This is a genomic window from Streptomyces sp. NPDC051310 (genome assembly GCF_044455245.1).
In the GTDB taxonomy this organism is placed as follows: domain Bacteria; phylum Actinomycetota; class Actinomycetes; order Streptomycetales; family Streptomycetaceae; genus Streptomyces.
Window position 1 is genome coordinate 47,851 of record NZ_JBITEO010000012.1, and the last position, 25,427, is coordinate 73,277.

General features: G+C 73.1%; 20 protein-coding genes. 14 read left to right on the forward strand and 6 right to left on the reverse strand.

Going from position 1 to position 25,427, the window contains the following annotated elements; genetic code table 11:
• Positions 1-484: 484 nt before the first annotated feature.
• From ACIA79_RS19075 to ACIA79_RS19095, 5 genes are all read left to right on the forward strand, one after another.
• Positions 485-826, forward strand: a complete 342-nt coding sequence (locus tag ACIA79_RS19075) for a trypco2 family protein (protein ID WP_399429464.1) — start codon at positions 485-487, stop codon at positions 824-826.
• 54 nt (positions 827-880) lie between these two features.
• Positions 881-5,521, forward strand: a complete 4,641-nt coding sequence (locus tag ACIA79_RS19080; protein ID WP_399429465.1) for a tetratricopeptide repeat protein — start codon at positions 881-883, stop codon at positions 5,519-5,521.
• Positions 5,522-5,841: 320 nt separating this feature from the next.
• Complete coding sequence (locus tag ACIA79_RS19085; RefSeq protein ID WP_399429466.1) at positions 5,842-6,273, forward strand: hypothetical protein; 432 nt, start codon at positions 5,842-5,844, stop codon at positions 6,271-6,273.
• 559 nt (positions 6,274-6,832) lie between these two features.
• Positions 6,833-7,261, forward strand: a complete 429-nt coding sequence (gene panD / locus ACIA79_RS19090; RefSeq protein ID WP_399429467.1) for an aspartate 1-decarboxylase — start codon at positions 6,833-6,835, stop codon at positions 7,259-7,261.
• A 31-nt stretch (positions 7,262-7,292) separates the two neighbouring features.
• A complete protein-coding gene (locus tag ACIA79_RS19095; RefSeq protein WP_399429645.1) occupies positions 7,293-7,946 on the forward strand; it encodes an aspartate/glutamate racemase family protein in 654 nt (217 codons plus the stop codon).
• Positions 7,947-8,278: 332 nt separating this feature from the next.
• Here the strand turns inward: ACIA79_RS19095 and gndA are convergent, their stop codons facing one another.
• Positions 8,279-9,718, reverse strand: a complete 1,440-nt coding sequence (gndA, locus tag ACIA79_RS19100; protein WP_399429468.1) for an NADP-dependent phosphogluconate dehydrogenase — start codon at positions 9,716-9,718, stop codon at positions 8,279-8,281.
• Positions 9,719-9,968: 250 nt separating this feature from the next.
• Between gndA and ACIA79_RS19105 the strand changes: the two genes are divergently transcribed.
• Complete coding sequence (locus ACIA79_RS19105; protein ID WP_399429470.1) at positions 9,969-11,144, forward strand: transglycosylase family protein; 1,176 nt, start codon at positions 9,969-9,971, stop codon at positions 11,142-11,144.
• On the opposite strand, the gene ACIA79_RS19110 is transcribed toward ACIA79_RS19105, so the two are convergent.
• Positions 11,025-11,996 (reverse strand): DMT family transporter, encoded by a 972-nt coding sequence (locus ACIA79_RS19110; RefSeq protein ID WP_399429471.1) that lies wholly within the window; start codon positions 11,994-11,996, stop codon positions 11,025-11,027. The two genes, ACIA79_RS19105 and ACIA79_RS19110, sit on opposite strands and share 120 nt — an antisense overlap.
• A gap of 188 nt (positions 11,997-12,184) precedes the next feature.
• On the opposite strand from ACIA79_RS19110, the gene ACIA79_RS19115 reads away from it, so the two are divergent.
• Together ACIA79_RS19115 and ACIA79_RS19120 are read left to right on the forward strand one after the other, a co-directional pair.
• A complete protein-coding gene (locus tag ACIA79_RS19115; protein WP_399429472.1) occupies positions 12,185-13,648 on the forward strand; it encodes an SDR family NAD(P)-dependent oxidoreductase in 1,464 nt (487 codons plus the stop codon).
• A gap of 284 nt (positions 13,649-13,932) precedes the next feature.
• Positions 13,933-14,103 (forward strand): hypothetical protein, encoded by a 171-nt coding sequence (locus ACIA79_RS19120; RefSeq protein ID WP_199819828.1) that lies wholly within the window; start codon positions 13,933-13,935, stop codon positions 14,101-14,103.
• A 180-nt stretch (positions 14,104-14,283) separates the two neighbouring features.
• On the opposite strand, the gene ACIA79_RS19125 is transcribed toward ACIA79_RS19120, so the two are convergent.
• From ACIA79_RS19125 to ACIA79_RS19135, 3 genes are read right to left on the reverse strand one after another with little or no spacing between them, the layout of a single operon-like run.
• Positions 14,284-15,705: a lipase maturation factor family protein gene (locus ACIA79_RS19125; RefSeq protein WP_399429473.1), complete on the reverse strand. Its 1,422-nt coding sequence runs from the start codon at positions 15,703-15,705 to the stop codon at positions 14,284-14,286.
• Positions 15,706-15,727: 22 nt separating this feature from the next.
• A complete protein-coding gene (locus tag ACIA79_RS19130; RefSeq protein WP_399429474.1) occupies positions 15,728-16,270 on the reverse strand; it encodes a DUF1990 family protein in 543 nt (180 codons plus the stop codon).
• Positions 16,267-17,094 carry a YndJ family protein gene (locus ACIA79_RS19135; RefSeq protein WP_399429475.1) on the reverse strand — a complete coding sequence of 276 codons (828 nt, stop codon included), beginning with the start codon at positions 17,092-17,094 and terminating at the stop codon, positions 16,267-16,269. The genes ACIA79_RS19130 and ACIA79_RS19135 overlap by 4 nt, the downstream gene beginning before the upstream one ends.
• Positions 17,095-17,282: 188 nt before the next feature.
• On the opposite strand from ACIA79_RS19135, the gene ACIA79_RS19140 reads away from it, so the two are divergent.
• The 4 genes from ACIA79_RS19140 to ACIA79_RS19155 all read left to right on the forward strand — a co-directional run bounded on the left by ACIA79_RS19140 (position 17,283) and on the right by ACIA79_RS19155 (position 23,211).
• Positions 17,283-18,587 (forward strand): DUF6777 domain-containing protein, encoded by a 1,305-nt coding sequence (locus tag ACIA79_RS19140; RefSeq protein WP_399429476.1) that lies wholly within the window; start codon positions 17,283-17,285, stop codon positions 18,585-18,587.
• A gap of 76 nt (positions 18,588-18,663) precedes the next feature.
• Entirely contained in the window at positions 18,664-20,772 is a 2,109-nt protein-coding gene (locus ACIA79_RS19145; protein ID WP_399429477.1) for a SpoIIE family protein phosphatase, read from the forward strand.
• Between the two features lie 154 nt (positions 20,773-20,926).
• On the forward strand, positions 20,927-22,300 hold the full coding sequence (locus tag ACIA79_RS19150; RefSeq protein WP_399429478.1) for a wax ester/triacylglycerol synthase family O-acyltransferase: 1,374 nt from the start codon (positions 20,927-20,929) through the stop codon (positions 22,298-22,300).
• Between the two features lie 14 nt (positions 22,301-22,314).
• Complete coding sequence (locus tag ACIA79_RS19155) at positions 22,315-23,211, forward strand: Fpg/Nei family DNA glycosylase (protein ID WP_399429480.1); 897 nt, start codon at positions 22,315-22,317, stop codon at positions 23,209-23,211.
• A 200-nt stretch (positions 23,212-23,411) separates the two neighbouring features.
• Here ACIA79_RS19155 and ACIA79_RS19160 read toward each other — a convergent pair whose 3' ends face one another.
• Entirely contained in the window at positions 23,412-24,038 is a 627-nt protein-coding gene (locus ACIA79_RS19160; protein ID WP_399429481.1) for a hypothetical protein, read from the reverse strand.
• A 110-nt stretch (positions 24,039-24,148) separates the two neighbouring features.
• On the opposite strand from ACIA79_RS19160, the gene ACIA79_RS19165 reads away from it, so the two are divergent.
• Entirely contained in the window at positions 24,149-24,907 is a 759-nt protein-coding gene (locus tag ACIA79_RS19165; protein WP_399429482.1) for a LytR/AlgR family response regulator transcription factor, read from the forward strand.
• A gap of 114 nt (positions 24,908-25,021) precedes the next feature.
• Positions 25,022-25,426 (forward strand): hypothetical protein, encoded by a 405-nt coding sequence (locus ACIA79_RS19170; protein ID WP_399429483.1) that lies wholly within the window; start codon positions 25,022-25,024, stop codon positions 25,424-25,426.
• The last annotated feature ends 1 nt before the right edge of the window (position 25,427 follow it).

Consider the following 25,427-nt stretch of genomic DNA (forward strand, 5'->3'; position numbering starts at 1 on the left):
ATCGACGCGGCTCTCTCCGCCCATGCCGGACGGCGTCGCGGAAAGTCGGCACATGGTCAGCATGAGTCCTGGAGAACCTGGGAATGCTGCCCGGACCTTGCAGCGAGTGTCCACTCACTGGTGCTGCGCTGAAGGCTGCGCACGCACAGCCGCCCGAAAACGCGCGGCGGGCATTTTGGCCTGAACAGGGTAGGAGGGTGGAGCGAGCGATCCCCGTGGGCGCTGTCGTGGACGAGCGCCCGTGCACCGCCTGCCCCCACTGCACGATGCACACTCCACGTGGTCGACCGGGTCTCACGTCGGTGGAGCCGGCCGGACCGCGACCCGTGCGTCGAACGCCCCGGTGCGCACGAAGGCGGGATACCTTTCCGATCCACCGGACAGACCGAGTACCCCTTGGCTAAAGTCGGTTCGCTTCTGGCGAGTGCCCAGCAGGGCGCGTACACGACGTGCCTCTGCGGCCGCGCGGGATTTGGGGGGCTTCATGAACATCGAACTCGGGGACGCCGTCACCGCCTTGCGAGACAGCCTCATGGAGGCCGCTTTGAGAGGCGAGGGCCGGGACATCACCTTCGATGTCGGCCCGATCGAGCTGGAGTTCAACGTCGAGATTCGCCAGGAGGCCCGGGGCAAAGCCAGCTTCCGCGCATGGGTCGTCACCGCGGATGCGGAGGGATCCGCGGCGCGCAGCCGCAGCCACCGTGTGCTGGTGACCCTCACGCCGCGTCGCGGGGGCGGCCCGGTGCAGATTTCCGCAGACGGGCGGGGTTCGGCAGCCGGCGGCGAGGCTCCGGACGACCGGGTGCGCGCTCGGCGGCCGCGGTGACAGGGCACGTTTCCCTCCTGCCGTGGCAGGACCGATCGGAGCGGGGGATGTCTGTTGAGCGGTAAGCGCGTCGTGCGAGTGGCGGCGGCAGGTGGCTGGGCGGCCGGTTACGAGATCGCCCCGGGTCTGATCCTCACGGCTGCGCACGCCGTGGCAGCCTTGGGCTCGCCGGTCGCGGTCTCCCCGCTCGGGGAGGAAACCGACTACCTGGGGCACGTGGTGTGGCGGGGGTTGCCGAAGGACGCCACCAAAGACGATGCGCACGAAGTGGACGCCGCGCTGGTGCACATCGCCGCCGATAATTGGAAGCCTGCCTCCCCCACCCAGGTGCTGTGGGGCCGGATCGCCGGGGACAGCACGTCCGTAGAGTGGCGTGCCACCGGCTTCCCTCATTCCGAGCGGCGGTCCCGGGAGTCGGAGCAGGCAGAGGGAAAGATCAGCCCCCTCAGCGGGCTCGTCGGCGGCATGTACGTGCTGGACTGCACGACCTACCGTGGCCGAGGCACCAGCGACTCGTCCTGGAGGGGGATGTCAGGGGCGGCCGTGCTGTGCCGCGACCTCGTCGTGGGCGTCGTCGTCAACGACGTGCCCGACCGCATCCCGGCGCGGCTGGAGGCGGAGCGGGCCGTCACCCTTCTGCATGACGATACTTTCCTCGCCGCCCTGGAGGAGTTCGGGGCTCACGGACCACACGTCCCCCAGCCGGTCGAATACGCCACTCTCGCCCACCCCGACCACCACGCCGCGACGCAGCGCGCTGCCCGCTCGGTCGTGGAACTGCTGCATCCGGCCCGGGCGGTCGTCCCCTTCCACGGCCGGGAGGAGGAACTGCGCGCACTGACCGCGTGGACGGAGCAGTCCGACGGCGAGGTCGCGGTGGTCCACGCCCCCGGTGGCCGCGGCAAGACCCGGCTCGTGGTGGAACTCGCCCACCGCCTCCAACCGGAGTGGTCCGTCGTCTGGCTGCGGCCCGGTGCGCGGATGGAACCCGGCACCTCCGCGCCCGGCCTGCCCTTGCTCTTGGTGGTCGACGGTGCCGACGGCCGCATCGAGGAGACGCGTTCCGTCCTGGAGTTCACCGCACAGTATCGGGATACGCCGGTCAAGACCGTCCTCCTCGCCCGATCCGCCGGCCACTGGCTCGAGGAAGTCACCGGGGATTCACTGCAGCTCGGATCGATGCTGTCGGCCGCGTTGGTCCGCGAGCTTCCCGCACTGCCGCTGGACGGCCTCGACGGTTACTTCACCGCTGCCCGCGCCTTTGCCGCAGCGCTCAAGGAACTCTCCGGAGAGGAAGGGCCCGACTGGGCCGAGTCCGAGTACGCCGACCGCACCCCGCCCGACCTGACCGAAAGCGCGCTCGGCTCCCCTCTGACTCTGCACATGGCCGCCCTGGTGCACCTCTTGGACGCGGCGCAGGGGGTGGCGCCCACCGCGGGTGACACCCCGGCCATCGAGAACGCTCTCCTGGTACATGAGCGCGTGCACTGGCGCGGCACCGCCGGGGCACATCGGATCTATCCCTCTTTGCTGTGGGACACGCTGGAGGACGCGGTGACCGCCGTCGTGGCCCTGGGGCCGCGCGGGCCGCGCGAGACCACCGCCGTGCTCACCGCAGTGCTCGGCGACGGCAACGGCGGCGGGGTGCCCGGCGGAGTCCGTGCCGTGTACGCCTGGCTCCTGTCCGTGCTGCCCACCGATACGGGCACCGTCGGGCACCTGCAACCCGACCGGCTGGCCGAACGACTGGTGGGCGGGCGTTTCCGCGACCGCCCGAGCCTGGTGGACGCACTGCTGCCGGCCGTGACACCCGACCAGGCCGCCAGATTCCTCACCCTCGTCACCCGGGCGTCCGTACGGGGAGCCGGCCCCAGCATCGAACAACTGACCGACTGGTGCCTGCGCCACCCGGCCGTGCTCGGCCCAGCGGCCATCGCCCTGGCCTCCCGACTGGAGGAGCCCGCCCCCCTGCTGGCCGCACTGCAGGCCCTTGCCGATCACCCCGGCGCCACACTCGACGAGCTTGGGGAACTGGCCGCAGCCGTCCCGGCCCATACGCACCTGCTGGCCCCCTGGGCACTGCACCTGCACCGGCGCATCGTCCGCGCCCACCGGCTGCAGGCCGCCGTCGATCCCGCGGCACGCCCGGGCCTCGCCATCGCACTGCGGGAAGTGTCCAAGCGCCTGTCGTCCATGGGCGAGCGGGAGGAATGTCTCAGCACGGTGCAGGAGGCCCACGACCTGTGGCAGGAGATCCCGGCGGACCACCCGCGCCACCAGGCCGAACGGGGAGCCTGCCGCGTCAACGCGTCCATCTTCCTCAGCAATGTGGAACGCCGACGGGATGCGTATCAGGCCGCGGAGGAGGGCGTGGACCTCCTGCGCGCCGCCCTGCGCCCCGGCGACCCCGCGAGCCAGGTGAACCTGGTGAAAGCCCTCGATACGCTCGCGGTGGCCGCAGGCGCCAACGGAGACCACGACACCGCGTGGCGCGTGGCTGAGGAGTGCAGGCAACTGTGCGAGGCCCTCCACGACAGCGACCCGATGGCGCATACCCCTCTCCTGGTCAACCACCTGAACAACCACGCCATCGTCGCGCTGGAATCGGGCCGCCGCGACAGCGCCCTGGAGTCCACCCGTAGAGCGGTCGAACTCCAACGACGGCTCGCCGACGACGATCCCGACACCCAGCTGGCAGGTCTCGCCCTGGTCCTCGCCACCGCCTCCTCCGCCGCACAGGGCGCCGGACTTCACCGCGACGCGCTGGACCACATGCGTGAGTCCGTGACCATCCGCCGACGCCTCGCGAAGGCGCGCCCCCAGGCGTACGAAGCCGACCTCGCCAACGCCCTCAACAGCCTCGCCATCGACCTCGACAACCTCGGACACCTCGACGAGGCACTCGACGCCGCTGAGGAATCGGTGCGGCGCTACCGCGACTTGGTCGACGAACAACCGCACATCTACAGGCCCCGTCTGGCACTGGCACTCAATACCCTGGCTCTAAAACGCCAGGCCAACGGCTACCGCCGCCGGGCGCACCGCATCGCGAAGCAGAGCGTCCACTGGTACCGCGAACTCGTCCGCCTCGAGCCGGACGCCTTCCGCAACTACCTGGCCATGTCCCTCATCACCCTCGCGGGCACACTGAAGTCCGAGGAGAGACCACAGGAAACGGCGGAGGCGGTCGGCCACCTACGGGAGGCGGCCGACATCCTTCGAGACCTGGCCGAGACCTCCCCCGGCGCCCACCTCCCGGACCTCGCCACCTGTCTCAACAACCTGGCGGGCACCTACCTCGTGCTCGGCGAACCGCACAAAGCCCTGGAAACCGTCCGACAATCCATGGACCTCAACAGCGCGGCGGAGACGGACCAGCCGGCGGCCTTCACCGAGCCGATGCTCAGGAACTGGCTGATCATTTTCCGGAGCCACTGCGTCCTGGGGGAGTTCGAGGAGGCGCGCAGCGCAGGCGAGGAAGCCCTGAGACGGCTGCGTACGCTCAGCGTCGAGGCACCCTCACGTTATGAGCTCGATCTGTGGGCCGTTCTGTCGGCCACGGGCGGCCTGCTGTGGACCGACAAGGAGTACGAGGAATCTCTCAGGCGTTCCCGCGAAGCACTGGACATCAGAGACCGCTGGATACGGCGGAACCCCGGCCCTCACCGCACCGAGCAGGCTGACGGTCTCGAAGCACATGCGCGGCAGCTGTGGCTGTTCGGCCGTGTGACGGAGGCGGCCGCGACCGCGGACGAGGCGTGCGAACACCGGCGCACCGCACGCCAGTACCGAGGCGACGACGCCACCCGGCTCGCCCTGGCCCGCTCCGAGGCTCTCCTTGCCGAACTGCTGGAGTCCTGCGGTCGCTGGCCGGACGCCCTGGAGCCCTTGGAAAGGGCCCTCCCCGAACTCCGCGCGCAGCACGCCTCTGATCCGCCGGGGTTTCGAGCCGAGCTGTCAACCGTGTTCCTGCAGCGAGCCCGTCTGCTGTGGCGCGCCGGTGACCCGCCAGGGGCCGTCGCAGCCGTTGAGGAGGCGGTCGCGATCGCCCGCACCGACGCCGAACCGCTCCTCGCCGACGCGGTGCTGGGCAACGCCCTGATGCACCGCGCCATGTTGCTGTCCGAAGTGGCGGCCGTCTCGGACACCGCCCCGCCCGAAGCCTCCCTATCCCTGCTCGCCGAGGCCGTCGACTTCTGCCAGGCGCTCCCGGAAGACCTCTCGGCCGAGCTGTTGCGCGCCGGCGCGCTGAACGCATTCGCCAAATGTGCGGTGAGGGTGCCGGGCAGAGAGGAGGACGGCGTCGCGGCGAACGAGCAAGCCGTGGACATCCTGCGCCGCTACGCCGACGGCCCTCCCCTGATGGGCATCGCGCTCACCGAGTCGCTCACGGAGCAGGCACGGGGGCTCGCCATGACCGGACAAGCGCAGCGAGCCAGGGAAGTCGCCGAGGACGCGGTCTGGAGAGCACGCCTTCTCTCCTCCCAGGAACCGCACGCCCACCGAGAAGTCCTCGCACACGCCCTCGCCGCCTCCGCGCACGCCTGGTTGACCGCAGGCGAACATTCCGATGCCGCCCGCGCCGCCTCCACCGAAGCCGTCGCGCTGTTCCGCGCACTCGCCAAGGAACAGCCACTGGCCATGGCCCGGCGAGCCGATGAAGCCCAGGAGGTCCACATGCGGCTGCACGCTTGATGCCCCGGGAGTGCAAGCCGCTCGGCTCCGCCCAATAAGGCGGTGATCGCTGATGTGGTCGGAGGCCACAAGGGGCGGCTCGACGACTTCAAGGGCGGTGTGGAGGCGATCATCCGACTGCGACCGGAGTACCCGGAGGAGACGCTGCAGGGGATCGAGGAGTTCTCCCCCTCCAGGTCGTGGGAACGAGCTCGCGAGCCGGGCCGGGCGCCGGTGGTTGTGGTGCACGAAGGTGCCCGTCGCCGGCCACGCAGGGTTGTTGGGCTGCCTGATGGAAGTGGGGGTGGCGGGTTTGGATGGCTCCATAGCCGTAGCAACTGGTGTTCCGCCCATCCACTTCGGGGATTGCCCGTCTCAAAGAGGAACTGGCGCAGCTCGGGGACGCCACGGACGACCGCGACAGGATCATCGCCCAGGTCGGCAGCCGCTACGGCGACCTGCTCCGGGAATGGCGTTACCCCAAGGTCAGTCGCCCCTTCATCAGGCCCGACCTGACGCCATTCGTACGTGGTGAGCCCTACCAGGAGGCATCCTCGGGCGCCCGCACGCTCCTTACCTTGGCCTGGCAGCTGGCTGTCTTCGAAATCGCCGTCGAGACCGGCGCCGCGCACCCTGGTTTCCTCATGATCGACAGCCCGCAGAAAAACCTGGGCCACGGCGGCACTCTCGATGCGGTGATCGCCGATGCCGTCACCATTGACGACTTCTACCACCACCTTTCCGCAATGAGGATCAGCCCCCGTATGGGCTGATCGAGGACGAAACCAGTGCAGAGGTGGAGGAGTCTCGGCAATAGGGACGGTGTGACCGCGGGACAGGGTGCCGATCAGGCGCCAGGAGGCACCGAACGAGCTGGAGCCATGGTCATGAGAATCGCCGGTTTGGCTGACCGGTGATCCACGGCTATGTTGCGGCGCCGCTTCGCCCCACCGGATTCCTGTTGAGCCAGGGGGGCCTCCTCTCCTGAGGGGGATATGGAGGGGCTTGGCCCGACTGGCCCCTGGGGGTGCGCACCCCGGATCCCTTGCGGCCGCCCTCGCTCCTGGCCTCCCAGGCCGCCGGAGTGACGGTGATCACGGACACCGTTCGGAGGCTGCTGGCTAGGCTTGTGCAGTCGTCGCGGTGGCGTCCAGGAGGGTTGGCGAATTCTCCTGCAGTCACCTGATGGTGCGTCAGAAAGTCAAGCAATTGGTCAGCATCAGTCCTCAATAACCTGGTGAAAGCTGACCGAACATGCGACTCGTTGTAAGGTAGGGAAACCGCCCTTGACCTGCAAAAACGCAGGCAGGGAGCCTATGTCCAGGAGTCTCGATGATGCGTACCATGTTCAAGTCCAAGATCCACCGGGCCACCGTGACCCAGGCCGATCTGCACTACGTGGGGTCGGTCACCGTCGACGCCGACCTCATGGAGGCGGCCGACCTGCTCCCGGGTGAGCTGGTGCACATCGTCGACATCGACAACGGTGCCCGCCTGGAGACGTACGTCATCGAGGGCGAGCGCGGATCCGGCGTGATCGGCATCAACGGTGCGGCCGCGCACCTGGTGCACCCCGGGGACCTGGTGATCCTCATCAGCTACGCCCAGATGGACGACGCCGCGGCGCGCTCGTTCGTCCCGCGGGTCGTCCACGTCGACGCGGCCAACCGCATCGTGGAGCTCGGCTCCGACGCCTCCGCGCCCGTGCCCGGCAGCGACACCGCGCGCAGCCCGCACGCCGTGCCCGCCGCCCGCGGCTGACGGACCGCGCCCCGTGACAGGACCGCGCCCCGTGCTGGCGCTGCTCCACACCTCACCCGTCCACGTGCCCGTCTTCGACGCGCTGCGCGACGCGCACCACCCCGGGCTCGCGCTGCGGCACACCGTCGACGCCTCGCTCCTCGACCGCGCCCGCGCCGAAGGCCCCGAGGCCGTCGGCGGCGCGGTCGGGGCGGCGGTGCGCGCGGCCGTGGACGACGGGGCCCGGGCGGTGCTGTGCACCTGCTCGACCCTCGGCGCCGTCGCCGAACGGGTGGCCGCCGGGGTGCCGGTCCTCCGTGTCGACCGCCCCATGGCCGCCGCCGCGGCGGCCATGGGACGCCGGATCGTGGTGGTCGCCGCGCTCCCGAGCACCGTGGAACCCACGGCGGAGCTGGTCCGCGAGGAGGCGGGCCGCCGGACCCCGCGGATCAGCGCCTTGCTCGTGGACGGGGCCTGGGCCCTGTTCGAGGCGGGTGACCGGGACGGCTACCTCGACGCCGTGGCCGCCGCCGTCGACGGCGTACGGGACGCCGATGCCATCGTGCTGGCCCAGGCCTCCATGGCGGGCGCCACCGCCCGCACCCGCACCGCCGTCCCCGTCCTCTCCAGCCCCCGCCCCGGTCTCGCCGCCGCGGCCGCCGCGGCCGGGGCCGACCGGCACCCGGGGCGGCACCCCGGAGAGTGAGCCCGCCGCGCGGGGGAAGGCGCAGCGCGAGAGGCTGAACAGGCCCGGACGATCAACCGAGGGGATGCCATGACCAACCCGCCGACCCCCGACCCCGTGCCCCCGGCACCCACCCCGCCGACCCCCGTGCCGCCGGACCCGGTGCCGCCCACGCCCGTGCCCCAGCCGGGACCGCCCGGGCCCGAGCCGGGCCCCGCTCCCGGTCCCGTACCCCCGGCCCCGCCGCACCCCGGACCGCCGCCCGGGCCCGCTCCCGACCCGGTCCCCAAGCCGCCCGGCCCCGACCCGGTGCCCGGGCCGGAGCCCGAGCCCGGCCCGATGAGCTGACCGGCTCAATCGCCCACCTCCGAGCGGTCACCGCCCCAGAGGGTGTGGAACGACCCCTCCCGGTCGGTCCGCCGGTAGCCGTGCGCCCCGAAATAGTCCCGCTGCCCCTGCGTGAGGGCGGCGGGCAGCCGGGGCGCCCGCAGCGCGTCGTAGTACGCGAGCGCCGCAGAGAAGCCCGGCGTCGGCACACCCCGCCGCACCGCCGTGGCCACCACCTCCCGCCACGCGTCCTGCGCCTCCCCGGTCTCCTCCGCGAAGCGCCGGTCGGCCAGCAGGCTCACCAGCTCCGGCCGCGCGTCGTACGCCGCACGGATCCGGTCCAGGAAAGCCGCCCGGATGATGCACCCGGCCCGCCACAGCGAGGCCACCGCCCCCAGGTCCACCCCCCAGCCGTACGCCTCGCTCCCGGCGCGGATCTGGTGGAAGCCCTGCGTGTAGGAGACGACCTTCGACGCGTACAGCGCCTGTTCCACCTGCTCGGCGAAGCGGGCCGCGGCCTCCTCCTCCAGCGGCCGCCCCACCGGCCCCGGCAGCGCGCGGGACGCCTCGCGCAGGTCCGCGTGCCCGGACAGCGAGCGGGCGAACACCGCCTCCGCGATGCCCGACACCGGCACACCGAGGTCCAGCGCGGTCTGCACCGTCCAGCGGCCGGTCCCCTTCTGTTCCGCCCGGTCGGCGACGACGTCGACGAACGGCCTGCCGGTCGCCGCGTCGGTGTGCGCCAGCACCTCCGCCGTGATCTCGATCAGGTACGAGTCCAGGCGCCCGGTGTTCCACGCCCGGAAGGTCTCGGCGATCCGCCCGGGGGAGTAGCCGGCGACGTCACGCAGCAGGTGGTACGCCTCGCCGATCAGCTGCATGTCGGCGTACTCGATGCCGTTGTGCACCATCTTCACGAAGTGGCCCGCCCCGTCCGGCCCGACGTGCGCGACGCACGGCGTACCGTCCGGAGCCTTCGCGGCGATCCTCTCCAGCAGCGGGCCGAGGGACGCGTACGACTCGGCCGGCCCGCCCGGCATGATGCTCGGGCCGTGCAGTGCGCCTTCCTCGCCGCCCGAGACCCCCGCACCCACGAAGTGCAGACCGCGCGCCCGCAGTTCACGCTCACGCCGCCGGGTGTCCTCGAAGTGCGCGTTGCCGCCGTCGATGACGACGTCGCCCGGCTCCAGCAGCGGCGCGAACTCCTCGATCACCGCGTCCGTCGGCTCCCCGGCCTTGACCATCACGACCAGGCGCCGGGGCCGCTCCAGCGCCGCGACGAAATCCTCGGCGCTCTTCGCCGCGACGAACGTCCCCTCGTGGCCGAACTCCCCGACCAGCGCCTCCGTCCGGGCGGGCGTGCGGTTGTGCACCGCCACGGTCAGTCCGTTGCGGGCGAAGTTGCGAGCGAGGTTGCGCCCCATGACCGCGAGGCCCGTGACGCCGATCTGCGCAGTGCCGCTCATGCTGTACTCCTGGGATCCGTAGCCGACGGCGAGGCGCCGCCCCGCCACCCGTAGGCATACGCGGCGCGCAGGGCGCGTGTTCACCGGTCGGCGAGGGGCCGCGGGCGCCGGAGCTTCTCCGGAGCGCCCAACCGGCGGCCGGCCACCGGGTTTTGAGCGCCCCCGCGTGCCCCGTGTGCCCCCTTGTCACCGCCCGCCGCTCCCTCTAGCTTGGGCGGCCGCTGCTGTGTGCAAGGGGGGAACGGGACCCATGGCCGTACGAGGACGACACCGCCGGTATCAGCCGAGCCGGATCAACAGGGCATCGCTCACCGTCACGGCGGGCGGCGCCGGGATGGCGCTCCCGCTGATCGGGGCGGGAGCGGCCCATGCCGCGTCGGTGGACGTGTGGGAGAAGGTCGCGGCCTGCGAGTCCACCAACAACTGGCAGATCAACACCGGCAACGGGTATTACGGCGGGCTCCAGTTCACCCAGTCGACCTGGGAGGCGTACGGCGGCACGCGCTACGCGCCGCGCGCCGACCTCGCGACCAAGGACCAGCAGATCGCCGTCGCCGAGAAGGTCCTCAAGGGGCAGGGCCCGCGTGCCTGGCCCGCCTGCTCGGTGAAGGCGGGACTCACCCGGGGCGGCGACACCCCCGACATCGCGCCGCAGCGCAGGGCCGCGCCGCGGCCGGCGCCCGTGACGCCCACGACCGTGCCCACGCAGCGCGAGAGCTACACGGTGGCGCGCGGCGACTCGCTGTCCGCCATCGCCCGGGACCAGCAGGTCAGGGGCGGCTGGCAGCGGCTGTACGCGGCGAACCGCACGGTCATCGGCGACGACCCCGACATCATCATGCCGGGGCAGAGACTGACGCTGCGCGGGGCGCCGGCCAAGCCCGCCGCGAAGCCGGCGGTCGCCTCGCCCCGGCCCGCCGCGACGCCGAAGCCCGCGAAGCCCGCCGCCAAGCCGGCCGTGAAGCCCGCGTCCAAGCCGAAGCCGGCGGCCCGCCCCGCCTCCGTGAAGCCCCCGCAGAGCGCGGGCTTCAGCGCCCCCGTCGACGCCGGCCCCGGCACCGCCTACCGCAAGGCCGGTTCCTCCTGGGCCCGCGGCTACCACACCGGCGTCGACTTCCCCGTCCCCACCGGTACCGCCGTCAAGGCCGTGGCACCGGGCCGGGTGGTCTCCGCCGGCTGGGGCGGCGCGTACGGGTACGAGATCGTCATCCGGCACGACGACGGCCGGTACAGCCAGTACGCCCACCTCTCGGCACTCACCGTACGGGAGGGCCAGCGCGTCAACAGCGGCCAGCGGATCGCCCGTTCAGGATCCACCGGCAACAGCACCGGACCGCACCTCCACTTCGAGGTGCGGACGGGGCCGGGGTACGGGTCCGACATCGACCCCCTCGCCTACCTGCGGTCCGGCGGCGTGGGTCTGTGACGGAGGCTGCGCGCGGGCGCGCTCCGGCTCCGGCGGCACCGCCGTGAGCAGGATCAGCCCGCCCGCCGCCAGCACCCCGCAGCCCAGCGCCAGCACGGTGCCCGGCACGCCGTACCGGAAACCCTCGCCGAACAGCGTGAGCCCCACGGCGGCGGCCACCACCGGATTCGTCACGGTGACCGTCGCCAGGGGCGCCGTCAGCCCGGCCCCCCGGTAGGCCGCCTGCGACAGCAGCAGCCCGGCGGCCGCGAGCGCGGCGATCGCCGACAGGCTCGGCCACGGGAACGGCGCATCGCGCGCCATGAGGTCCACGGCGACGGTCTTGGTGAACACCGACGCGACCCCGAACGCCACCCCCGCGCCGCCGGCCAGGAGCACACCGCGCGCCACCGGCCGCCGCACACCCCGCGCCGCCCCGTACAGCAGGGCCACCGCACCGGCGCCCAGCCCGGCCAGCAGCAGCCGCGACCCGCCGTCCACCGACCGCGCCCCGGCCTCCGCGGTCAGCGCGAGCAGTCCGGCGAGCCCGGCCGTCGCCATCAGCGCGCCGCGCCACGCGACCGCCCCTACCCGCCGGCGAACGAGGAGCGCGGCCATCGGCAGGGCGAAGACGATCGTCAGCGCGCCCAGCGGCTGCACCACGGTCAGCGGCCCGTACGCCAGCGCCACGACGTGCAGCAGCGCGCCCACCCCGTTCAGCCCCACCGCCCCCCACCAGGCGGCACTGCGCAGCGGCGCGTACGCGCGGCGCCCGGCGGCGGACGCCGCGACGCGCTCCTGCACGATCGCCCCGGCCGCGTAGGCGACCGCGGAGACCAGCGACAGCAGCACGGACAGCGCGAGGAAGCTCATGTGCCCACCCTGGCGTGCGGGACCGTTCACGTCGTCGTCCCTGAGCACGCATTCCGTCGTACTGCCGATGGAGTACGGGCGTACCTCCACGGGACCCCCGGCTCGCCGTTTGGCGGCGAGCCCCCGTGCTGACGTAAAGTTCGGCTTTTGAAACGTGGCAAACGAGTGATCGAGGAACCGAAACGGCCATGACGGTGACAGAAGAGAACCAGGCGTACGGGCCGGGCATCGACCCCGAGCGTCTGGCCGTCTGCCTGAGCGTCCTCGAGGAGCTCGACAAGCTGGACGTGGACCACCCGGACGCGATCGCCGTCCGGCGCGCCACGGCCGGCATCTACCGCACGGTGAAGCAGCGCCGCCGCCAGGAGCGCCGGGCCGCCAAGACCGCGCACGACAGGGCGGTCACCGAGGCCACCGCGACCGGCTCCGCCGAGCGGATCGACGACGAGACGCAGGGCCTGCTGCCGTCGTCCTCGGTCGCCGGCGAGATCGCGGGCGTACTGCGGCGCCCCCGCTCCTGCTACATCTGCAAGACCCGGTACGTCGAGGTCGACGCCTTCTACCACCAGCTGTGCCGCGACTGCGCCACCGAGAACCGGGCCCGGCGCGACGCCCGCACGGACCTGACCGGCCGCCGCGCGCTGCTCACCGGTGGCCGCGCCAAGATCGGCATGTACATCGCGCTGCGGCTGCTGCGCGACGGCGCCCACACCACGATCACCACGCGTTTCCCCAAGGACGCGATCCGCCGCTTCAAGGCCATGCCCGACAGCGACGAGTGGATCCACCGGCTGAAGATCGTCGGCATCGACCTGCGCGACCCGGCGCAGGTCGTCGCGCTCGCCGACTCGGTCGCCGCCGAGGGCCCGCTGGACATCCTGATCAACAACGCCGCCCAGACCGTCCGGCGCTCCCCGCAGGCGTACCGCGAGCTGGTCACGGCGGAGTCGGCCCCGCTGCCGGCCGGCGAGCTGCCGGCCGCCGAGGTCATCGGCACGTTCGGCAGCGGCGCCGTCGAGACGATGGCCGCCCTGCCGTCGTCCCGCAGCGGCGGGCTGTCCGCCCAGGACGTCACCGACCTGGCCCTGGTCAGCGGCTCGGCGTCCCTCGAGCGGATCGCCGCGGGCACCGCGATCGACGCCGGCGGCCTGGTGCCGGACCTGCACGACACCAACAGCTGGATCCAGACGGTCTCCGAGGTCGACCCGGTCGAACTCCTCGAAGTGCAGCTGTGCAACTCCACGGCGCCGTTCATCCTGATCAGCCGTCTGCGCTCGGCGATGGCCGCGTCGCCGGCACGGCGGACCTACGTGGTGAACGTCTCCGCGATGGAGGGCGTCTTCAGCCGCGGCTACAAGGGCGCTGGACACCCGCACACCAACATGGCGAAGGCCGCGCTCAACATGCTCACGCGCACCAGCGCCCAGGAGATGTTCGAGAAGGACCGCATCCTGATGACCGCGGTCGACACCGGCTGGATCACCGACGAGCGCCCGCACCCCGACAAGATGCGGCTGGCCGAGGCGGGTTTCCACGCCCCGCTGGACCTGGTCGACGGCGCGGCCCGGGTGTACGACCCGATCGTGCGCGGCGAGGCGGGCGAGGATCTGTTCGGCTGCTTCCTCAAGGACTACGCGCCCGCCAAGTGGTAACACCGCGGTGACCCCACGGTCACACACGAGGTGCACCATGGAGTGACTGGATGCCTACGGAGTGTCCGGAATTCGCCTATGTGACGCGTTCCATCGAGCGCGAGCGTGCTCATTTGGTTAACCTGGGGCGAACGGTCGACCGACAGGGATCCACGAAACCCTTCGAGGCCGACCCGGGACAAGGCCTGCCACCAAGGCCGCGGTCCCGCCCCAGTACCGGCGCCACCGCGACCGATTCGGCATCTTCCATGTCCTCATAGGTTCGCGACACGAAGGAGTGCGCGGTGACACCAGAACTGACGAAGCAAGAACAGCGTCCGGCGGAGGACGGCGACCCGTCCGCACGATCGGACAGACTCGGCAGCCTCGAAGTGTGGGCCCGTTCGGCCCCGATCCGGCTCGCCGGCTACGAGGACGACCTCGCCGAGCCGCACATCCTGCCCGGAATCGACTGATCCACCCGCTTCGCCCGTGCCCTCCCCCGATCCGGTGGAGGGCACGCGCACGTCCGCGCCTCCTTCGGTCCGGTGGAGGGCACGCGCACGCCCGCACCTCCTTCGGTCCGGCGGAGGGTTCGCGCACGCCCGCCCGACCCCCGTGCGGCCGGGCCTTCGCCGGCGGGCCCGGGCCGGCCGTCACTCCGGCGCACCGAGCCGCGTCGGCGGCATGAACTCCCGTACGTAGGTCCGGTGCCACCACGCACCGGTCGCGCGCAGCTCCTGCCAGGTGGTGAACCGGTAGCGGTAGAGGCGGGCGCGGACGACCGCGGGCGGCGCCCCGGGGAACGGGTTGTGCCGCAGCAGCCGCAGCGTGTCCCGGTCGCCGTCCAGCAGCCGCTCCATCAGCCCGCCGAACCAGGAGTGGGCGTAGGCGGGGGAGAGGGCGGCGAACCACATCATCCAGTCCAGCCGCAGGTGGTACGGGGCGAACTGGCGCGGCAGCCGCCGTACGTCGCCCGGTTTGCCCTTGAACTCGTACGCGTGCCACACCGTGCCCGCGTGCAGCACCGTCTCGTCCGTGCCCTCGATGACGATCTCGTGCCGGATCCGGCCGACCGTCCCGAACGCTCCGTAGGTGTTGACCAGGTGCAGCGGGTCGAAGGACCGGTTCATCGCCTGGCGGCGGGAGAGCAGGTTGCGGACCGGGTTCCGGCTCAGGACCAGCACCAGCGCGGTGACGGCGACGACGAGGATCCCGTACCAGAGCGGGGGAGCGGGCAGGACCGGGGCCCGGGCGAACAGGGAGCCGTCCACGGCGGGCACGGCCAGCACGATCGTGATCCAGTTCAGCCACGCGAAATTGCCGGACAGGACCAGCCACAGCTGCGTCACGATGATCACGCCCGCCGCCACGCTCGCCACCGGCTGCGGCGTGAACAGCAGCACCGGCACGACCAGCTGCGTGACGTGGTTGGCCGCCGCCTCCACCCGGTGCAGCGGCCGGGGCAGGCGGTGGAAGAACCAGCTCAGCGGCCCGGGCATCGGCTGGGTCTCGTGGTGGTAGTAGAGGCAGGTCAGGTCCCGCCAGCAGGAGTCGCCGCGCAGTTTGATCAGCCCCGCGCCGAACTCCACCCGGAACAGCAGCCAGCGCAGCAGCCACAGGATGAGCACGGGCGGCGCGGTGCGCTCGTTGCCGAGGAAGACGGCGAGGAACCCCGCCTCCAGGAGCAGCGACTCCCAGCCGAAGCCGTACCAGGTCTGCCCGACGTTGACGATCGACAGGTACAGCGCCCACAGCACCGCCCACATCAGCATGCAGACGGCCAGCGGCACCGCGTCGCCCGCCCCCGCGGCGAGGGCCGCGGCCAGTGCCGCCCCGGTCCAGGCGCACAGCGCGAAGAACCGGTCCGAGTAGTGCCGGTGGAAGAGGCTGGGCGCCTGGCGCGCTGACACCCGGTGAAGGTAGGCGGGGACCGGCAGCATGCCGCGCTCGCCGATCAATGCGCGGAACTGGAGCGCGGCGCCCGCGAAGGCGACCACGTAGAGCACGGCCAGAGCCCGCTGGAAGACCAGTCGGCTCAGCCAGTAGTCGGACGAGGTGAACCAGAACCACTCCATCGGTTCCAGTATCGGCCGGGGATCACTCCGCGGCGATCTTTCGCAGGGTCCGGCCGAGCCGTCGCGCGTACCAGCGCTGGAGGACGGGGACGAGCGGCCCGGCCACCCGTGTGTACCAGCGGGCGGGCGTGCTGAAGGCCGTGACCGTGAACCACACGGAACCGTCCGCCCGCAGATGCACGACGAAGGACTCCTCGCCGCACTCCGGGTGACCCGTCCGCGTCCCGTACGCGAAGCCCGTGCGGGTCTCCTCGTACGCCGTCCACACCACCTCGCAGGGCGCGGTGATCCGCAGCGGCCCGGCGCCCACTGCCACCTCGACGGCGACGCCGGGTGCGGCGCGCTCCGCTCCGGCGCGCACCCGGGCGCCCGACGCGCGGTGCATGCGCCAGGTGGTGACGGCTGCGCCGGCCCGCGCGAAGACGTCCGGGCCGCGGCCGATCAGGACGTCCTCGTGCAGGTGCTGGTACCCGTCCGGCAGCGGCCGGGCAGCGGTGGCGCCGACCTCCGGATAGCTCAAGGAGGGGGTGTCGGCGGTGCTCAGGCTGCGGATGAGGCGTGTCACAGGACGGTTCCTCCGAGTCGTCGCCAGGCCAGCACCGAGCACAGTGCGAAGCCGAGGGCGTTGCCGAGGCCGTGGGTGGCGGCCATCCAGGTCAGATCGGGGTGCGGCAGCCCGGTCGCCTCGCCGAGCGCCCAGCTCAGGGCGAGCAGCATGGTGGCGACCAGGACGGCGGCCGAGACGGCGAGCAGCGCGCGGGTCAGCCGGTCGCCCGCACCGGCCCGGGCGCCCCGCACGTGGCGCCAGGTCAGCAGGGCGACGGCCCACATCCCGGCGGTGAGGACGAGCGCTCCCGCGAGCTCGGCCCGGTCGTCGAGGAAGTACCCGAGCAGGACGAGCAGGGTGCCCAGCGGCACGCTGAGGGCCGCGAACCGGCCGGCCGGCCCGTCGGCGGCCCGGCAGACCAGGCCCGCGACGAGGGCGGCGGCGAACCCGGCGAAGTGGAAGTGCGGCACCGTCAGCGCCAGAATCTCCAGGTCGAAGCCGAACAGCCGGTGCCCGGCGCGCTCGGCGACCAGTGCGAGTCCGGCGACGGACGGGCTCGCCAGCGCGGTGAGGACGGCGATCTCGGCCGGTGCCGCCGACCGCGTACGCAGCAGACGGCGCGGCACGTGGAGCGCCAGGAGCACGGTGCCGGCCGCGTAACAGGCGGCGAGCGCGGTGGCGGCCGTACCGCGCGGCAGCCACAGGCACACCGCCCCCGGCAGCGCGAACAGCGGCCACAGCCTCCGGAGGGCGGCCGTCCCCTCGCTGTCCATCAGGCGCAGGCCCGCCGGAACGATCACCAGCATGCCGAGCGCGACGATCAGCCCGACCAGTACGGACACGGCCACCCCCTCTCCGTTGAACGTGCTCTGGTTGAACGTGTTCAACTCGCGGGGTGAGCCTAAGGCATCTCTTGAACGTGTTCAAGCGACGAGCGGGGCGGGTGCCTCCGGTTGCGAGGCGGTGCATGATCCGGCAGACATAGAGGTCATATACGGCCGAAGCGGTACCGAAAGGCGGGAGGGCCTCCGTGCGTACCACCACACGTCGGCGCCGGTGCGGCGCGGTCGCCGCGGTGACCGCGGGACTCCTCGTCGCGGGCTGCGGCGGCGACGGCGACGGCCGGTCGGCCGAAGGCCCTGGGGCGCAGTCGGGCCTGCCGGGCCCGGGGGACGTCCTGCTCCAGCCGGCCGCCGCCCACGGCCCCGCGCCCTTCACCCCCTCCACGGTCAGACCCGCCCCCGAAGCGGCCAGCGCACCTCCGTCGGCCGGGCCCGGCACCCCGCCGGTCACGGGCATCGTCTCCGGGGCCACCCCCGGGCTGTACGGCGGCGCCCGCTCGGTCGCCAGCTGCGACGTCGAGCGGCAGGTGCGCCTCCTGGCCTCCGACCAGGGGCGGGCGGCCGCCTTCGCCCAGGCCGCCGGAGTCGGCCCGACCCGGCTCGCGCCCTGGCTGCGGGGCCTGACGCCCGTGGTACTGCGGTCCGACACGCGGGTCACCGGCCACGGCTACCGCGACGACTCCGCCGCCCCCTTCCAGGCGGTCCTCCAGGCCGGCACCGCCGTCCTGGTCGACGAGTACGGTGCGCCGCGGGTGCGCTGCGCCTCCGGCAGCCCCCTGCGCTCACCCGTCAGCGACGACGGGGGCGTCGAGCACAAGGGGCAGCCGTGGCCCGGGTTCGACCCCGGGCGGGTCGTCACCGTCACCGCCACCCAGCACGTCGTCGAGAGTCTGCTCATCGTCAGTGTCGTCAGCAACACCCTCATCGAGCGCCAGACCGGCACGGACGGCGAGAAGGACCGCGTCGTCACCGACGAGAGCATCCTGAACCCGCCGGCCGAGCCGCCCGCGCCGCAGTCGGCGGCGCCCCAGCCGGTCGCCCCGCAGCCCGTGGGGCCGACCGACTGCCCGGCCGTTCCCCCCGCGCCGCCCGGGTGTCCCGTGCCTCCGTCCGTCGACCCGGAACCGGAGTTCCAGGCGGACGGGGGCGGCGCCGGGGGCCAGGGCGCCGGGGGACTGATGGGCCCGGACAACGGAATGGACTTCGGACCGTACGCCGGACCGGACGGCGGCGCCGGTCCCGTCCCCGAGGGCGACGGCACCTTCTCCGGGCCGGATGCAGGGCTGGACCTGGAACCGGACGCAGGGCCGGATGCGGGGCCGGATGCGGGGCTGGACGTGGGGCTGGACGTGGGACCGGACGCCGGGCTGGACGCCGGACCCGGCCAAGAGCCGGAGGAGTGGCTCGACGCGGGGCCGGACGCCGGGCCGGACCAGGAGCCGGACGACGCGGCCGCCGAGCCGGAGCCGGAGCCGGAGCCGTACGAGGGCTGACGGCCCCTCCCGCGTCCACCACCCCAAGCTCCTGCAAACGGTCGAGAAACCAGACGAATGATGGCAGAGTGGCTCCATGGCTGATCCGGCAGCGGATGCCCTGTCGCTCCCCGAGGACTGGCCCGCCCACCCGGATCTGAGTCTGTCCCTCAATCGCATGGGCAGCTTCGACTGGGACCTGGACGCGGGGCTGATGCACATGGACCAGGCCGCCCTCGACGTGTTCCAGGTGGATGCCGCGGACTACGACGGGCGGCCCGAGAGCCTTGCCGTGCGCGTCCCGCCCGTCGAGGCGATCCGTCTCGACGGCATGGTGACCCAGGCCCTGAAGAACGGCAGCAGCCACTACGGCGCCTACTTCCGCATCCGCGACCGCAAGGGGAAGCTGCGCTGGACCCACACCCAGGGGTGTATCCGGCGCGACGGGACCGGACGCCCGCGCCGCATCATCGGCATCGTCCGCGACGCCACCCAGGAGCTCACCGAGTCCACCGCGCGCTTCGAGGTCGACGCCGAACGGCGCCGCCAGACCAGCGTCGTGGAGGCCACCACCGCGGCGCTCGCCCACGCCCGGACCGTCCAGGACGTCATCGACGTGCTCAAGGACTCCCACGGCCTGGAACACCTCGGCGCGACCAGCGTGGTGATGGGCCTGCTGGAGGCCGGCCGCATCCACCTCGTCGCGGACGGACCGGAGGGCTCCTTCGTGCCCGGCACCCGTTACACCCGGGTGGACGAGCAGTACCCGATGAGCGAAGTGGTCCGCACCCTCGCGCCCCGGTACATCGAGTCGCCGGAGGACTTCGCCGCCTCGTACCCCATCCTGTGGCCCAGTATCAGCGGTCTCGGCATCACCTCCGCCGCCTACCTGCCCCTCATCGCCCAGGCCCGGCCCATCGGCGCCCTCGGCCTGCTCTACAGCGACAAGTACGGCTTCTCCGCCGAGGACCGCAACGTCCTCGTCGCACTCGGCAGCAGCATCGCCCAGAGCCTGCAGCGCGCCATGCTCTTCGAGCAGGAGCACGACCTCGCCGAGGGGCTCCAGCAGGCGATGCTGCCGCGCAGGATCCCGCACGTCCCCGGCGCGCAGATCGCAGTCCGGTACCGTTCCGCCCGCCTCGGCCGGGACATCGGCGGCGACTGGTACGACATCATCCCGCTGCCCGGCGGGCGGGTCGGCGCCGTCATCGGCGACGTCCAGGGCCACGACACGCACGCCGCCGCCGTCATGGGACAGCTCCGCATCGTGCTGCGGGCCTACGCCGCCGAGGGACACACCCCGGCCACCGTCATGGCCCGGGCCTCGGTCTTCCTGCACGAACTGGACACCGAGCGGTTCGCCACCTGTACGTACCTGGAGGCCGACCTGGCGACGGGCGTGGTGCAGCTCGTGCGCGCCGGCCACGTGGACCCGCTCCTGCGCGACACCGACGGGAGCTGCCGCCGGGTCCCCGTCGAGGGCGGCCTGCCGCTGGGCCTGTCGGCGGAGTTCGGGCGGCTGGACTACCCCGTCTCCCTGCTGGAGCTGGACCCCGGCCAAGCCCTGCTGCTCTACACCGACGGCCTCATCGAACAGCCGGGCGCCGACCTCGACGACGGCATGCAGTGGCTGACGGCGCTGGTAGGCAGCGGTCCGAGCGACCTCCAGCTGCTCGCCGACCATCTGTGCGAGGTCGTCGACGAACGCGGCGGCGACGACGACGTGGCGGTGCTGCTGCTGCGCCGCAGGGGCGGGTACAGCCCGCAGGCCGGCGGCCGGCTCCAGCAGCACGTCGCGCAGAACGACCCCGAGGCGCTGCGCTCCGCGCGGCACATGATCCGGGCCGCCGTCCGCGCGTGGAGCGCGGCCGCGCGGGCCGACGAGATCGAACTGGTCGCCGACGAGCTGATCACCAACGCCCTCCTGCACACCGACGGCGGGGCGATCGTCACCCTGCGGATGCCGGCCGGCCACGAGCGGCGGCTGCGGATCGAGGTGGAGGACCGCTCCAGCGTGCTGCCGCGCCGCCGGGACGCCGGGACGTCGGGCGTGTCCGGGCGGGGGCTGCTGCTGGTGGACCGGCTCGCCGATGTGTGGGGCGTGGAGTCCCGCGGCAGCGGCAAGTGCGTCTGGTGCGAATTCGCCGTCGGGGAGCGCCAGCGTCTCGCCCGCATAACGGCGACTGCGGAAACGCAGCCGACATGAGCTGTTGACGTTCCGTGTGCGGACCGTGCTTGACCGTAACCGACCGAAGGCGATTGACTGCTTTCCCGTGGCCCTCCAGGAGCCGGGCCGCACGTACGGCCTCGCGGCCCGGCCACCACGGCCCGGCCCCGGCCCCGATCGACATGGGGATCCCTTGAGCAGTGAGCTGCTGGCACCTCTCGACCTGGCTTTCTGGCACCTCGAAACGGCTGATCACCCCATGCACCTCGGGGCGCTGGCCCGCTTCGACCCCGGACCGGCCGACCCGGCCGGTGTGCTCGGACTGCTCGCTGAACGCGCCGCGGCCATCCCCCGGCTGAGGATGCGCGTCCGGGACGTGCTGCTGCCCGTCGGCGGCGCCCGCTGGAGCGCGGACAAGTCCTTCGATGTCCACCGCCACGTCCGGCACATCGGGCTGCCGGAGGACGGCGACTTCGCCGCCGAGGCCGCCCGGCTCGCCGGCGAGCTGATGGAACGCCCGCTCGAACGCGGGCTGCCGCCCTGGGAGATGTACCTGCTGACCGGTGCTCCCGGCGGCCCCTTCGCGGTGCTGGTCAAGCTTCACCACGCCCTCGCCGACGGCATGCGGGCCGTCGCGATCGGCGCGGGCATCTTCGACGAGATCGCCGGCGTCACCCGGCGCGGGGGCGGCGGCCGCCGGCGCCCCCGCCCCGTGCCGCCCCGCTCCTGGATGCCGGGCCCCTGGACGGCGGCCGGACTGGTGGGCGGCGCCGCGCGCGGCCGCATCGAGGAGCTCGGCCACGCCCTGGGCGTCGGCGCCTCCGTCGTACGGGCCAGCCGCCTCGACCCGCGCGGCACGCCCGCGCTCACCGCCGAGTCCAGCGGGACGCGGCGCCTGGTCACCGCCGAACTGGACCTGGAGGAGATCCGCCGGGTGCGTCGGGAGGCGGGCGGCACGGCCAACGACGTCCTGCTCGCCGTGGTCGCCGGGGCGCTGCGCCACTGGATGCTGGAGCGCGGCGACCGGCTGCCCGCCGACGACCCGCGCGCCCTGGTGCCGGTCTCCCGGCGCAGGCCCGGCTCCCCGCCCGACTCGGGCAACACCTTCTCCGCGTACCTCCTCGACCTGCCCCTCGCCGACCCCGACCCGCTGTGCCGGCTCGACGCCGTACGCCGCGGCATGGACCGCAACAAGGCCGCCGGGCCCTCCCGCGGTGCGGGGGCCGTCGCCGTACTGGCCGACCAACTGCCGCCGCTGGCACACCGGTTCGGTGCGGCGCTGGCCGGAGGCGCGGCCCGGATGCTCTTCGACGTCCTGGTCACCAACGTGCCGCTGCCCCGCTCGGCCCTCTCGCTCGCCGGCAGCCCGCTGCGGGCCCTGCACCCCATGGCGCCGCTCGCCCGCGGCCAGTCGCTGGCCATCGCGATGTCCCCGTACGGCGGACAGGTCCACGTCGGCCTCGTCGCCGACGGCAAGGCCCTGCCCGACCTGGACCGCCTCGCCCACGCCCTGCACGCCGAGCTCGCCGGACTCGTGAAGGCCACCGACCGCTCCGGCCCGCTCTGAGGCAAGCTGGAACCATGCCCGAGCTGCCCGAGGTCGAAGCGCTGCGGGAGTTCCTCGACGGGAACCTCGTCGGCAAGGAGATCGCCCGCGCCCTGCCGGTCGCGATCAGTGTGCTCAAGACGTACGACCCGCCGCTCGGCGTGCTCGACGGCGCCCGGGTCACCGGCGTGGCACGCCGCGGCAAGTTCCTGGACATCGCCGTGGAGCCCACCGCCGCGGACACGGCGGAAGGGCCCGCCGGCACCCTCCATCTGGTCGTCCATCTCGCCCGGGCCGGCTGGCTCCAGTGGCGCGACGTCCTGCCCTCCGGGCCGCCTCGCCCCGGCAAGGGCCCGCTCGCCCTGCGTGTCGCGCTGACCGGCGGCGACGGCTTCGACCTCACCGAGGCCGGCACCACCAAGCGGCTCGCCGTCCATCTCGTACGCGATCCGGCCGACGTCCCCGGCGTCGCCCGGCTCGGCCCCGACCCGCTCGCCGACGACTTCGACCGGGACGCCTTCGCCGCCCTCCTCGCCGGGGAGCGGCGCCAAATCAAGGGTGCCCTGCGCGACCAGGGCCTCATCGCCGGCATCGGCAACGCGTACAGCGACGAGATCCTCCACGCCGCCCGCATGTCCCCGTTCAAGCCCGTCCGGAACCTCACGGACGAGGAGACGACCGCGCTGTACGAGGCGATGCGCACCACCCTGCGCGAGGCGGTGGAGCGCTCGCACGGGCTGGCCGCCGGACGGCTCAAGGCCGAGAAGAAGAGCGGGCTGCGCGTCCACGGCCGCACCGGCGAACCGTGTCCCGTCTGCGGCGACACCATCCGCGAGGTGTCCTTCAGCGACTCCTCGCTGCAGTACTGCCCCACCTGCCAGACCGGCGGTACTCCGCTCGCCGACCGCCGCCTGTCCCGCCTGCTGAAATAGGCCCGGTCTCCGCCGCCCGGGCCGTGTCCGCGAAGTCCCGCCCGGCAACGCCCGGCACGCACGCGCCCTGCGCCGTCGACGGGTCGCCTTCGGGCACAGGGGTGCCCCCACCGCAGTGGCCGCCTCCTCCGCCGTGCGCTCGCACGCACCGGACGCGCCGGCCCGCCCTGCCGGCGGACGGCACTGCTTCGCCGCACTCCCTACGGCTGGAGCGCCACCAGCCGGCCGCCGTCGCGGTCCCGGACCTCCAGCCGGGCGATCTCCCCGCTGTGCAGCGCGGTCGCGCCCTCCACGACGGGCTCGTCGTCGTCCACGGGTACCGCCCAGCTCATCACGGGCCACTCCCGCCCGTCCGTGCCGACGGCCACCAGTTCGCAGACGCGAGGACCCCGCACGCCCGCAACCCGCACCGCCAGCTCCGTCCCCCACACCCGGTCCCGCAGCGCCATCGCCGCCGCCACCCCGGTGGCCGGATCCGCGGCCGTCACCCGCCGCAGCGCCGGATCGCCGCCGCCCGCGTCGTGCAGCAGCACGGCCGCGCCCGGCACGCCCACCGCCAGCGCCGCCGCCACCGCGACCAGGTGTGTGCGCCAGCGCCGCGCCCGGACCGCCCGCACGGGCGGCGCCGCGGCGGGTACGCGCCCCGACTCCAGCGGCTCCCGGCCGGCGAGCTGCGCCAGGGCCGAAGCGGTCCGCTCGAAGTCCGTCAGCCGCACCGCGCACGGCACGCACCCGGTCAGGTGCTCCTCGCAGCGCAAGGCGTCGGCCGGCTCCAGCACGCCCAGCGCATAAGCGGCGACATCGTGATGCCGCTCCCGCAGACCCATGGGTGTGCCTCATTCCCCGTCAATCGCCGACATGTCCTGCTGTGCTGTCGTGAACGAGTACGCATACGAGCGGCTTCTCGCTCAATCACCCCGCGCCTACACTCCGCACCATGCTGCGCGCACTGGCCGTCGACGACGAGAAACCCGCCCTCGAAGAGCTCCTCTACCTGCTCCGCTCCGACGCCCGGGTGCGCAGCGCGGAAGGCGCCACCGACGCGACCGAGGCCCTGCGCCGCATCGGCCGCGCCCTCGACGCGGGCCCCGACGGCGAGGACGCCATCGACGTCGTCTTCCTCGACATCCACATGGCCGGGCTCACCGGACTCGACGTCGCCCGGCTGCTCGCCGGCTTCGCCCGGCCGCCGCTGATCGTGTTCGTCACCGCCCACGAGGGCTTCGCGGTCCACGCCTTCGACCTCAAGGCGGTCGACTACGTCCTCAAGCCCGTGCGCAAGGAACGGCTGGCCGAGGCCGTCCGCCGGGTCAGCGACCTCACCGCACCCGCCGACCACCGGCCCGGCGCCGCGAGCGCGACGCCGGAGCAGATACCGGTCGAACTCGGCGGCGTCACCCGCTTCGTACCGATCGACGACATCGCCTACGTCGAGGCCCAGGGCGACTACGCGCGGCTGCACACCGACGACGGCAGCCACCTCGTCCGCATCCCGCTGTCCACCCTGGAGGAGCGCTGGGCGGCCCGCGGCTTCGTACGGATCCACCGCAGCCACCTCGTCGCGCTCGGCCGGATCGACGAGCTGCGCCTCGACGCCGGTGCGACCACCGTCAGGGTCGGCAGCGCCGAGCTCGCGGTCAGCCGCCGGCACGCCCGCCAGCTGCGCGACCTGCTGATGCGGCATGTCCGCGGCTGAGCCCGCACAGCGGAAGAACAGGTCTACCTTCAGCCACCGCTTCTGCGTAGACTCCACGCACCGGACCGGCAGAACCGAGCCGGCCGCGCCCCCGACGAGCCGCCCCGGACGACGATGCCCGCAGAGCACCCAGTCGCGCGCCGCCCCCGCCGCGAGACCGTGACCGGAGTGCCGCGGGCCGCCCACAGGCCGCCCCGCCCGCCGCGGCTGCACGCGCCCGCCCGCTCCGAGATCAGCGAGCAGACCTCCCTCGGCCACACCTACGTGCGCTCGCTGATGCGCAGCCAGCTGCGCGCCGCGCTGTACGCGCTCGGCGCGCTCGCCCTGCTGGTCGGCAGCCTGCCGCTGCTGTTCGCGCTGCCCGAGGCCCTGGACGCCGCGGCACCGTCGCCCGCGCCGTTCGTGTGGGCCGCCCTGGCCGTCGGCGTGCACCCGGTGATGTGGCTGACCGCCCGCTGGTACGTCCGCCGGGCCGAGCGCAACGAACGCGCCTTCACCGGACTGGTGGAAGGCCGCTGAC

Coding starts and splice junctions, on each gene's coding strand:
- ACIA79_RS19105 (WP_399429470.1), top strand. CDS start 9,969: ATGGCCGTACGAGGACGACACCGCCGGTATCAGCCGAGCCGGATCAAC.
- ACIA79_RS19125 (WP_399429473.1), bottom strand. CDS start 15,705: ATGGAGTGGTTCTGGTTCACCTCGTCCGACTACTGGCTGAGCCGACTG.
- ACIA79_RS19155 (WP_399429480.1), top strand. CDS start 22,315: ATGCCCGAGCTGCCCGAGGTCGAAGCGCTGCGGGAGTTCCTCGACGGG.
- ACIA79_RS19115 (WP_399429472.1), top strand. CDS start 12,185: ATGACGGTGACAGAAGAGAACCAGGCGTACGGGCCGGGCATCGACCCC.
- ACIA79_RS19110 (WP_399429471.1), bottom strand. CDS start 11,996: ATGAGCTTCCTCGCGCTGTCCGTGCTGCTGTCGCTGGTCTCCGCGGTC.
- ACIA79_RS19145 (WP_399429477.1), top strand. CDS start 18,664: ATGGCTGATCCGGCAGCGGATGCCCTGTCGCTCCCCGAGGACTGGCCC.
- gndA (WP_399429468.1), bottom strand. CDS start 9,718: ATGAGCGGCACTGCGCAGATCGGCGTCACGGGCCTCGCGGTCATGGGG.
- ACIA79_RS19075 (WP_399429464.1), top strand. CDS start 485: ATGAACATCGAACTCGGGGACGCCGTCACCGCCTTGCGAGACAGCCTC.
- ACIA79_RS19160 (WP_399429481.1), bottom strand. CDS start 24,038: ATGGGTCTGCGGGAGCGGCATCACGATGTCGCCGCTTATGCGCTGGGC.
- ACIA79_RS19170 (WP_399429483.1), top strand. CDS start 25,022: ATGCCCGCAGAGCACCCAGTCGCGCGCCGCCCCCGCCGCGAGACCGTG.
- panD (WP_399429467.1), top strand. CDS start 6,833: ATGATGCGTACCATGTTCAAGTCCAAGATCCACCGGGCCACCGTGACC.
- ACIA79_RS19165 (WP_399429482.1), top strand. CDS start 24,149: ATGCTGCGCGCACTGGCCGTCGACGACGAGAAACCCGCCCTCGAAGAG.